At 39.0% G+C, this 10,841-nt stretch carries 8 protein-coding genes; 7 read left to right on the top strand and 1 reads right to left on the bottom strand.

Going from position 1 to position 10,841, the window contains the following annotated elements:
* The first annotated feature begins 6 nt into the window (after window positions 1-6).
* The 5 genes from ACJAT0_RS02370 to ACJAT0_RS02350 all read left to right on the top strand — a co-directional run bounded on the left by ACJAT0_RS02370 (window position 7) and on the right by ACJAT0_RS02350 (window position 6,207).
* Complete coding sequence (locus ACJAT0_RS02370) at window positions 7-258, top strand: heavy metal-binding domain-containing protein (RefSeq protein WP_415180353.1); 252 nt, start codon at window positions 7-9, stop codon at window positions 256-258.
* Between the two features lie 210 nt (window positions 259-468).
* Window positions 469-2,985, top strand: a complete 2,517-nt coding sequence (locus ACJAT0_RS02365) for a heavy metal translocating P-type ATPase (protein WP_415180352.1) — start codon at window positions 469-471, stop codon at window positions 2,983-2,985.
* A 12-nt stretch (window positions 2,986-2,997) separates the two neighbouring features.
* Entirely contained in the window at window positions 2,998-3,585 is a 588-nt protein-coding gene (locus ACJAT0_RS02360) for a DUF2911 domain-containing protein (protein ID WP_415180351.1), read from the top strand.
* 1 nt (window position 3,586) lies between these two features.
* The gene (locus ACJAT0_RS02355; RefSeq protein ID WP_415180350.1) at window positions 3,587-4,285 is read left to right on the top strand and encodes a PepSY domain-containing protein; all 699 of its coding nucleotides are present in this window, start codon (window positions 3,587-3,589) and stop codon (window positions 4,283-4,285) included.
* A gap of 191 nt (window positions 4,286-4,476) precedes the next feature.
* The gene (locus ACJAT0_RS02350; RefSeq protein ID WP_415180349.1) at window positions 4,477-6,207 is read left to right on the top strand and encodes an efflux RND transporter periplasmic adaptor subunit; all 1,731 of its coding nucleotides are present in this window, start codon (window positions 4,477-4,479) and stop codon (window positions 6,205-6,207) included.
* A gap of 377 nt (window positions 6,208-6,584) precedes the next feature.
* Here the strand turns inward: ACJAT0_RS02350 and ACJAT0_RS02345 are convergent, their stop codons facing one another.
* On the bottom strand, window positions 6,585-7,358 hold the full coding sequence (locus ACJAT0_RS02345; protein ID WP_415180348.1) for a chorismate synthase: 774 nt from the start codon (window positions 7,356-7,358) through the stop codon (window positions 6,585-6,587).
* Between the two features lie 390 nt (window positions 7,359-7,748).
* Between ACJAT0_RS02345 and aroC the strand changes: the two genes are divergently transcribed.
* Both aroC and ACJAT0_RS02335 read left to right on the top strand, forming a co-directional pair.
* Window positions 7,749-8,813, top strand: coding sequence for a chorismate synthase (aroC, locus tag ACJAT0_RS02340; protein WP_374003621.1), 1,065 nt, complete (start codon window positions 7,749-7,751; stop codon window positions 8,811-8,813).
* 653 nt (window positions 8,814-9,466) lie between these two features.
* On the top strand, window positions 9,467-10,798 hold the full coding sequence (locus ACJAT0_RS02335) for a dicarboxylate/amino acid:cation symporter (protein ID WP_415180347.1): 1,332 nt from the start codon (window positions 9,467-9,469) through the stop codon (window positions 10,796-10,798).
* The last annotated feature ends 43 nt before the right edge of the window (window positions 10,799-10,841 follow it).

Raw genomic sequence — 10,841 nt, 5'->3', positions numbered from 1 at the left:
AAAACTATGAAAAATTTAAAATCAATCTTAGGAGCAATGCTTATCATGGCGACTATTTCAATGGTGTCTTGTAAAGAAAACGAGGCAGAGACAAAACCAGCAACCGAAGATGATCAAGGAAATGAATACACTTCTGCTTACGTATGTCCTATGCATTGTAAAGACAGCGGCAGTGAAAAAGAGGGTACCTGCGATTCCTGTGGAATGACACTTATAAAAAATGAAGAGCATACCGCAAACGGTCATACCCACCAATAAAATAGCTACCTGTAAACTTATTATAAAAACAGTGTTCCTCTAGTAAAACAATTCAAATCCCTTACAAGGATGTCTAGGACTACTTACTGAAACACTGAAATTAGGAACAGCATGCCTTTGACTAAATTGGGTTAACATCAACCTTAACTGGAACAAAACATGCTGTTTAAACAGGATATTTTAGTATCTTAAAGACAAAAGAATATTCCAATGAAACACACCTTTCACATACACGGAATGACCTGCAATGGTTGCCGCAGTCACGTCGAGCAGACGCTTTCTAAAGTGGATGCTGTGATTCATATTTCTGTGAATTTAGAAAAGGCAGAAGCTGCCATTGAAATGGAATCGCATATTCCTATAGAGACTTTTCAAAAAGCACTTCAAGATGATGGCGGTAGCTATTCCATTCATAAATTTGTGGGTCAACCAGATGTAGTTGATCAACCAGATGAGGTTTCGGCCTCCACGGGAACTAAAGGAACCGGAACTTTCTATTGTCCCATGCACTGTGAGGCTGATAAAACCTATAGCAAGTCAAGCGACTGTCCGGTTTGTGGGATGGATCTTGTAGAAGAACAAAATTTATCGGTCACAACAAGCGAACAGTGGACTTGTTCCATGCATTCAGAGATCATAAAAGACGAGCCTGGAGCTTGTCCTATTTGCGGGATGGAATTAGTCCCAATGCAGCCAGATAGTTCTGCAGAAGAGAAGACCTATCAAAAGTTATTGAAGAAATTCTGGATCGCACTTGGGTTGACCTTGCCCATTTTCTTGATCGCGATGAGCGAGATGATTCCTGACAATCCGCTCTATGAGGTGATGGAACAAAAATGGTGGAACTGGATCCAATTTGACCTCTCCATTCCTGTCGTGTTCTATGCGACTTGGATGTTCTTTGAACGTGCCTATAGAAGTATAAAGACATGGAATCTTAATATGTTTACCCTTATTGGTATAGGTGCTAGTGTGGCTTGGTTATTCAGTGTTTTTGGAATGTTGTTTCCAGACTTTTTCCCAGAGCAGTTTAAAACAGCATCAGGAGCAGTGCACGTTTATTTTGAAGCCGCTACCGTGATTCTGACCTTAGTATTAATGGGTCAGGTATTGGAAGCGCGTGCGCATAGCAAAACCAACTCTGCAGTCAAGGAATTATTAAAGCTCGCACCTAATAAAGCAGTGCGTGTTGTGGATGGAAATGAAGAAGAGGTATCCATTGACCAAATTCAAAAAGAGGATATGCTAAGGGTGAAGCCAGGCGATAAAATCCCTGTGGATGGTGTAATTACCGAAGGAAAAACTACGGTGGATGAATCCATGATCTCTGGAGAACCTATTCCCATGGACAAAGCTAAGGACGACAAAGTCACTAGTGGTACCATTAACGGCAACCAATCCTTTTTGATGAAAGCCGAAAAAGTAGGAAGTGACACCTTGCTTTCTCAAATCATAAAAATGGTAAATGATGCCAGTCGCAGTCGTGCACCTATTCAAAAATTAGCCGATACTGTTTCTGGATATTTTGTTCCTGTAGTGGTAGTAATTTCACTGGTCACTTTTGTTATTTGGGCGATTTGGGGTCCAGAACCAGCCTATGTATATGCCTTAGTCAATGCTATTGCAGTGCTGATTATCGCCTGTCCTTGTGCGCTAGGATTGGCGACACCTATGTCTGTTATGGTAGGAGTAGGTAAAGGGGCACAAAATGGAGTGTTGATTAAAAATGCAGAAGCCCTTGAGAAAATGGATGAGGTAGATACCTTGATCATTGATAAAACAGGAACCATTACCGAAGGGAAACCAACGGTGGAGAAAATAGGGGTCTTTGGAGATTGTCCCGATAGCTATAGTGACAAAATAACCCAACTTATAGCATCCCTCAACAGTTCCAGCGAGCATCCGCTTGCTGAAGCTACTGTGAAATATGCTAAGCAGCAGAGAATCGAACTCTTAAAAACTGAAAACTTTAGCGCAGTTACCGGTAAAGGAGTCGAAGGAAGCCTTGAGGGTAAAAAGCTGGCTTTAGGAAATGCCAAAATGATGGAATACGCAAAAGCTTCCATAACATCTGAAATGGAAACTGAGGTACAGTCCTTTCAGAAACAAGGGAAGACCGTTTCTTACCTGGCGATAGACGCTGTGGTGTCTGGATATGTGGTCATAGGTGATAAAATCAAAGCAACCAGCGCTACGGCTATCAAAGAGCTGCAAGAAAAAGGTATTGCGGTGATCATGCTCACTGGTGACAATCACGATACGGCTCAAGCGGTCGCCAGCGAACTCCACCTAGCCGATTTTAAAGCAGGTATGTTACCAGAAGACAAGCTCCGAGAAGTCACTAAATTACAAGAACAAGGTAAAGTGGTTGCCATGGCAGGTGACGGTATCAACGATGCACCGGCACTTGCAAAAAGTGACGTAGGGATTGCGATGGGAACAGGAACTGATGTTGCCATAGAAAGTGCTATGATTACCTTAGTAAAAGGTGATTTACAAGGGATCCTAAAAGCAAAAAACTTAAGCCATGTAGTGATGAAGAATATCAAGCAAAACTTGTTTTTTGCACTGATTTATAACACATTGGGTGTACCTGTAGCCGCTGGGGTATTATTTCCTTTTTTCGGAATACTATTATCGCCTATGATTGCAGCGCTAGCGATGAGTTTTAGCTCTGTTTCAGTTATTGCAAATGCCTTAAGACTCAAATCAAAATCAATTAACTAATCTATACGTATAATGAAATACACCATCATTCTTCTAAGCCTTGTACTAATGAGTGCTTGCAAAGAAACCTCAAAGAAGGAGGACCTTGCACAAGATAACCAAGTAACGCAGCAAGAAACTACCAAAGCTGAGCCTGTCAAGAAAAAACCATTGAGTCCGCATACCAGTGCGATGGCTATGATAGGTGATGCACACATCCATTTTGACTATTCATCACCGGGAGTTCGCAACCGTATTGTTTTTGGAGGATTACTTCCTTATGATGTGGTTTGGCAGGCAGGCGCGCACCAAGCAACGTGGATGGAGACCAATAAAAATATAAGCATAGCCGGTAAGGAGCTGAAAGCAGGTAAATATGGTTTTTTTGTAATTCCTAATGAGAAAGAATGGACTCTTATTTTCAATAGCAACTGGGACCAACACGGCAAGGATGAATATGATGAAAAAGAGGATGTATTGCGATTTGCGATCACACCCAAAACGAACGAAGATATTCAGGAACATTTAGAATACAAAGTAACTAAGAACAGCGACAACTCAGGTATAATAACTTTGAGTTGGGAAAAGATCAGTGTTGAATTTCCATTTGAAGTTAAGTAACATGGTAAACAGAAAAACAGCGCTTAAGATTAGAAAAGCACATCGGTATTTAGGTATCTTTCTGGGTATTCAGTTTTTAATGTGGACCATTAGTGGTATGTATTTCAGCTGGACAGATATTGATGAGATACATGGCGACCAATTTAAAAAGGAAGTACCAAATCAAACTGCATTTTTAGATTTGTTGGGAAGCTCTGAGTTGAATATCCAAGAGCCTATTCAGTCGTTGGAATTACTAGATATTGCAAATTCACCCTATTACTGGATTAATGAAACAGTACTTTACAATGCCCGTACAGGAGCAAAGAAAATAGAACTAACCGCAGATGAGGCCATCAAAGTAGCAGAGCGCTATATGCTTTCAGACTTAGAGTTGGATCACATACAACGTATTGTAAGCGTAGATGATCATCACGAGTACCGCGGCAGTCCATTGCCGGCTTATGAGATCTCCTACAAGACCGATGAAAACCTTAAAGCTTACGTAGCTATAGAGAATGGAGCTTTTCAAACTGTTCGTCATCGGGATTGGCGGTGGTTTGATTTTTTATGGATGACGCATACTATGGACTATCAAGGACGCGATGATTTTAATACCATTGTGCTTAGAGTATTTTCTCTATTGGGATTAATTACAGTGTTAAGTGGATTTTTACTCTGGTTTACCAGTTCCCCTACGATTAGAAAAATTAAAAAATAGAATTGGACAATATAAGGAATTCATAAAAGCACATTTATGGAATATAATGACAAAGTGAAGATAATAACTAGCAGTATTTGGGCGTCCGGGCGCGCTTTCGGCTCTATCTTTTTTATGCCTAAAAAGTCAAAAAAAAGGATGCCACCTCAATCCCTGGCGCAGGTTTGTGCTGACCATGAAAATTAAAAATTATGAAAAATAAAATTATATATATAGGAATTGCACTAATCGCGGGCCTGTTGGCCGGTTGGCTCCTATTTGGAAATGATAGTACTGAGAGAAGTTCAAGTACAGAGGTGTCTGATATCCACGATCATTCTAGTGAAACTATAAAACAAATGTGGACCTGCTCTATGCACTCGCAAATTATGACTTCAGAGCCAGGAGATTGCCCTATTTGCGGTATGGAGCTTATTCCAGCACAATCAAGTGCGGAGGGTCTTGCGGCAAATGAAATCAAAATGACCAAAAACGCCATGGCACTCGCTAATATTCAAACTACAATTTTGGGTAATGGTGTAGCGTCTAATGAATATGGAATGATATCGCTGTCTGGAACGATTGCAACAAACGAAGAAAACAACGCTGTTCAGTCCATTTATTTTGACGGTCGTTTGGAACAATTGAATATAAGTTACGAGGGCCAGCAAGTGAGTCGGGGACAATTATTAGCCACGATATATGCACCTCAACTGGTAGCAGCTCAACAAGAATTAATTACAGCAGCTTCTTTAAAAGAATCTCAACCAGAATTGTATTTAGCGGTAAGAAATAAATTGAAGAATTGGAAACTCTCAGAAAGTCAAATTAACGATGTAGAGTCTTCAGGGAAGGTAAGAGAAGATTTCCCGCTTTACGCAACGGTTTCAGGAACAGTGGCACAAGTCATGGCTGCAGAAGGCGATTATTTAAAACAAGGACAACCTATTTTAAAACTAAATAACTTGAATTCGGTTTGGGCAGAGTTTGATGCTTATGAAAGTCAAATAGCTAGACTTAAAGTAGGACAACAAATAAAAGTAACCACCAACGCATATACCAATAAGGAATTTGATGCCACCCTATCTTTTATAGATCCCATGCTTAACAATGCTACTCGTACGCTTACCCTAAGAGCAACACTTAAAAATACAGAGGGTGTTTTTAAGCCGGGAATGTTTGTTACTGGCAAATTGAAAGGAGAAATAAACAGTAATGATGCATCACTTACTGTTCCTGCAAGTGCTGTGATGTGGACTGGAGAACGCTCTTTGGTTTACATTAAAACAAATCCCAACGAACCTATTTTTGAAATGCGTAAGGTGAGCATTGGTAGGCGTATTGGTGAAAATTATACAATTACTGACGGTCTTCAAAATGGTGATGAGATTGTTACCAACGGTACGTTTACGGTGGATGCAGCGGCTCAATTACAAGGTAAAAAGTCCATGATGAACCAAGGGAAGCAAGAGGTACCTGAGGTGCCCTTGTCTAAAATGAAAATGAAATTCTCAGAGAGTTTTCAGAAGGACTTTAAAAAGGTTCTACAATCTTATTTGCAAATGAAAGATGCCTTTGTAGTTAGTGATTCAAAGCAGGTTTCCGCTTTTGCTAAAGCGACATCTAAATATTTAAAGGGCGCAGCTATACGAAGCCTGGGACAAATGGAGCAATCTCATATTGAGAAAAGTATTGAAATGCTCGATGCTATTGCACAAAATGAAGACCTAGAAAACCAGCGAGATTATTTTGTTGTACTTAATGAGAACATGGTAGTTATCGCAATGAATGTGGAAGGAGCAAGTCCCATATATGTTCAGAAATGCCCTATGGCTAACAACAACAAAGGTGCTGTGTGGTTGAGTATCGAAAAGGATATAAAGAATCCGTATTACGGAGATGCGATGTTGACTTGTGGGAGTGTGATTGAAGAGATCAAGTAGCATACGGAGCAGCTCCTAACATTAAACGAGAAGATTTACAAGCTTTTCATTTTAAATTGCAACAGAGGTAAAACAAGAAGGTTAAAAGGCCTATTTTTAAAAGAGCCTTTATGATATGGATGACAACTAATTTGCATTAAAAGAATAGGTGCTTTTTTCTATAAATAGTTATGGTTTTAAGGATCTTGATTTGGCTTATTTTTAAAAATTCTGCTTGGTTAGGAGAACAACTCGAACAGATCGAATAAAGGAACTGCCGTTGCATCTCGATGCTGTAAGAAAGTCATTATGATATTGATTCGTTCACTCTTAGTTATATCAGGACAAATAAAAGCTTCCTTATCCAAGGAAGCTTTACAGGTAGTAACCCTTATAGTTTAGTTGATGCTATAAGCAGTCAAATCTTGCTCTGTTAGAATACTTGCACTCTGAGGTACAGGAAGTACTGCTCCTAAAAACGAAAGGTCTTCTAGTGTATAATCCAACTGAGTATCAGATTTTATCAGTCCTACGTCTTTTGCCCAGTAGTTATCAATAACGATAACGTCTTGCGCGCTTAACAAAGGAATGGGTACTAAAATAACAGTTCCAATAGCAGCATTGATAATAAGCTGTGAATGGATCACGTCTGTGTAATTAGTACCGTTTACATTCATTTGTGCTACGCTAGCGAGTTGTACCGTAGTTATTTCATAACTGATATCTAAGTCATATGCCTGTATGATTTGGGTGGACGTGCCACTAGTAGTGTACAGCTCTGTATCTGGATTTGCATTTTGATCGTACAGAATTCCATCAGTAATCTCTAAAGTGAGGTTGTCTAATCCTTGTATTCCAAAATCAACGGTACCGTTACCTATTAATTTTCCAGCGGTCGCTCTTAAAGTACCACTGCTTAAAATACCCGTCATGATACCCGATGGCGGATTTGGATTTGCTGTTAAGGTATACTCATTTCCAGAGACAGAAGATACGGTTAAACCTTCTACAGAGGAATCTGCGCCAATTTTTACGTCGTAATCCCAACTGTTGTTTGTGTTAAGAGGCAAGTAACTAAAGTTGTTGTTAGTGACATTATTACCATCATCATCGCTAGGATCACAAGAAACTATGGAAATAAGGCAAATGGCAAAGGCTAATTTTTTTATCATGGCTGTTTTCTTAAGTTTCAAATATATTGGAATTTAAATTAATTTGAATCATTGTATTATGGTATAATGATTGATTTATACAGATCCGATCAATTTGTCCTATCACCATACCAAACAGTCGTTTTTTTATAACTGCTGTATGAAGTTGTTCCTGTTGTGCTCCTTATGTGGTAGAAGTCTGATTTATAAATCTCTCCATCCTAGGTAGCTTACCCAAGGTATCAGAACAAGCTTACTTATCGCAGTTGCATTTAGTGATGTAAGCACTGCAGGTTTGGGTGTGCAATCGCCCCACAATGGTATGTATAGAATTTAATATAAAACATGTTAATTAGTAAAATCTATAGCTCAGAACAAGGCAAATGGGATCCATATACTATCTTTGTTACTATGGCAGGAAATACCTTTGGTAAGCAATTTACCGTTACAACTTATGGAGAATCTCACGGCACAGCTATAGGTGGCGTTGTTGATGGATGTCCAGCAGGAATAGAAATAAATCTAAGTGCAGTACAATCTGATCTGGATAGACGTAAGCCAGGTCAAAGTAAAATTGTTACCCAGCGCAAAGAAAGTGATACCGTGCAGTTTTATTCTGGAATTTTTGAAGGAAAAACGACCGGAACTCCTATAGGTTTTCAAATCGTTAATGAAAATCAAAAATCAAATGACTATTCGCATATAAAGGAAACATACAGACCTAGCCATGCGGATAAAGTTTACGATGATAAATACGGCCATCGTGATTACCGAGGCGGTGGTCGCAGTAGTGCGCGTGAAACAGCCAGTAGAGTAGTAGCAGGAGCTATTGCAAAGCAGTTTCTTTCTCAAATAAAAGTAACGGCTTATACCAGCAGTGTGGGTGATCTTTTTATAGATAAACCTTACCAAGAACTCGATTTCTCAGAGATTGAAAATAATATGGTGCGTTGTCCTGATATCGCTTTTGCGAAAGCGATGGAACAAAAAATCATTCAAACAAGAAAAGAAGGGGACACTATAGGAGGAACTATATCTTGCGTTGTACAAGGACTACCTGCAGGATTGGGAGAACCCGTATTTGATAAACTCCATGCAGATTTAGGAAAAGCAATGCTCTCCATAAACGCCGTAAAAGGTTTTGAATACGGAAGTGGTTTTGCGGGCACCCAACTCAAAGGGAGTGATCATAATGATCTATACCAGGCAGATGGAACTACAAAAACCAATTTAAGTGGTGGAATTCAAGGAGGGATTTCTAATGGTATGGATATTTATTTTAGAGTGGCTTTTAAGCCAGTGGCTACTATCATGCAATCTCAAGAAACTATAAATGCCAAAGGCGAACTGGTAGAAATGCAAGGAAAAGGAAGACACGATCCCTGTGTGGTTCCTAGAGCTGTAGTGATTGTAGAAGCCATGACAGCACTCGTTCTAGCCGATCATTTTTTAAGAGCGCGTACGTCAAAATTGTAAACGACGGTAAACTATTCGTTCCAGCTTGTTTATATCAGCAGAGGACGGTACGTGCTAATTTAATTAGGTAAGACAGTATTATTTCCATGTTTTATGGCTCTATTATCCTATCTCGAGCATAAGTTGAAGATGTTGTTCTCTATAGCTGTAAATTTATCAGGTCCTAGTGCTATTTATTTTATGTTTCTTGCTTTTTTAGACAAGCTTATTTTCAGGATTTAAATCGGATAAAGTTTTTGACAATCAATGGGTCGATTTGGGAGCCATAGTATCAAATCAGATGTATGAAATCTTATTGTTTATCATGGAAATCTCTAAAATTATAGAAGTGGCACTTGATTTTATACATTGGTTTTTATCAAGTTTAAAAGTGATGTAGCCCATTAAAATACAGATTATGATGCTAAAAATAGATACTCTGGCATGACGTCCTAAGACATGACTTATGATATCACTTATTTTGCGGTCGGTTGGTCCGTAATACTTTTTAGAAAACAGATAGTTAAGCCGTTACTATACATGAGATAAATTGCCTATTTGATACGGAATCAAGTGGGTAAGAAATTCCATTTTATTTTTGAAAATAGAAAGTTATACCACCACAAAAAGTTTACTTATATTACACACCTTAGATCAAAAGAAGACAGATTTACATGAAGAAATTAGCATTACACTGGCAAATATTAATAGGAATGGTTTCGGGAATCCTTTTTGGATTTGCAATGATGCAATTTGATTGGGGAAAAAGTTTCGTCGGAGATTGGGTAGAACCGCTGGGTACCATCTTTGTAAATCTATTAAAGCTTATAGCAATACCTTTAATTTTAGCTTCGTTGATAAAAGGTATTTCTGATCTTAAAGATATTGCAAGATTTAAAAAAATGGGAATCCGTACTATAATTATCTATATAGGTACGACAGTGGTAGCCATCGTTATCGGTTTGGGTCTGGTTAACTTATTGAAACCTGGCGTAGGTTTACCTGAAGAAACCAAACAACGTATTAGTGCTGCATATAGCACTAATGAAAAAATTGCTAAAACACAACAAACAGCTTCTCTACAAGAAGATCAAGGACCTTTACAATTTTTGGTTGATATGGTTCCAGACAATGCAGTTTCGGCAATGAGTGATAACTCCTTAATGCTTCAAGTGATTTTCTTTGCCCTATTTTTAGGTATTTCTATGCTGTTGGTAGGAGAGAAGAGAGCAAAGCCGTTGAAGGACTTTTTTGACAGTCTAAACGATGTTGTTTTGAAAATGGTTGACCTGATTATGCTGAGCGCACCATTTGCAGTTTTCGCCTTGTTAGCCACTGTTGTAGTAACTGCTGAAGATCCTGAAATACTACTTGCTTTACTTAAATATGCTGGTGTAGTAGTATTAGGACTTGTCATTATGATTGCTTTCTATTGTTTGATTTTTGCTGTTTATGTAAAAAAATCGCCTTTGTGGTTTTTAAAACAAATTGCGCCTGCCCAACTCTTAGCATTTTCTACAAGTTCCAGTGCTGCGACCTTACCAGTTACTATGGAACGAGTAGAAGAACACATGGGTGTTGAGAAAGATGTCTCTAGCTTTGTACTTCCAGTGGGAGCAACTATCAATATGGATGGAACAAGTTTATACCAAGCTGTTGCTGCAGTATTTATCATGCAAGTACTCTGGCCAGAAGGTTTAGAATTTAGCAATCAAATCACCATCATCCTTACTGCTCTTATAGCATCCATAGGTTCTGCAGCGGTTCCTGGCGCGGGCATGGTAATGCTCGTTATTGTATTAAAATCGGTTGATTTTCCAGACGACCAACTTCCCCTTGCGCTCGCATTAATATTTGCTGTCGATAGACCGTTGGATATGTTGCGCACTACGGTAAATGTTACTGGAGATGCTACTGTTGCCTCTGTGGTAGCAAAAAGTCTAGGCAAATTTGGTAAGCCTAAGGTAAAAGATTGGGATGATCATATCGATGAAGTAACTTCCTAATCAGCTAACGCCGAATGGATAACAGTGCCCAACTATCTGAGCG

Source organism: Nonlabens sp. (assembly GCF_047636915.1).
In the GTDB taxonomy this organism is placed as follows: Bacteria; Bacteroidota; Bacteroidia; order Flavobacteriales; family Flavobacteriaceae; genus Nonlabens.
Note: the sequence above shows the minus strand (reverse complement) of the source record. Positions and strands in the feature narration are given on the sequence as shown.

What these genes read in the sequence shown, in the direction of transcription:
- ACJAT0_RS02370 (WP_415180353.1), top strand. Translation starts at nt 7, where the DNA reads ATGAAAAATTTAAAATCAATCTTAGGAGCAATGCTTATCATGGCGACT.
- ACJAT0_RS02365 (WP_415180352.1), top strand. Translation starts at nt 469, where the DNA reads ATGAAACACACCTTTCACATACACGGAATGACCTGCAATGGTTGCCGC.
- ACJAT0_RS02360 (WP_415180351.1), top strand. Translation starts at nt 2,998, where the DNA reads ATGAAATACACCATCATTCTTCTAAGCCTTGTACTAATGAGTGCTTGC.
- ACJAT0_RS02355 (WP_415180350.1), top strand. Translation starts at nt 3,587, where the DNA reads ATGGTAAACAGAAAAACAGCGCTTAAGATTAGAAAAGCACATCGGTAT.
- ACJAT0_RS02350 (WP_415180349.1), top strand. Translation starts at nt 4,477, where the DNA reads ATGAAAAATAAAATTATATATATAGGAATTGCACTAATCGCGGGCCTG.
- ACJAT0_RS02345 (WP_415180348.1), bottom strand. Translation starts at nt 7,358, where the DNA reads ATGATAAAAAAATTAGCCTTTGCCATTTGCCTTATTTCCATAGTTTCT.
- aroC (WP_374003621.1), top strand. Translation starts at nt 7,749, where the DNA reads ATGGCAGGAAATACCTTTGGTAAGCAATTTACCGTTACAACTTATGGA.
- ACJAT0_RS02335 (WP_415180347.1), top strand. Translation starts at nt 9,467, where the DNA reads ATGAAGAAATTAGCATTACACTGGCAAATATTAATAGGAATGGTTTCG.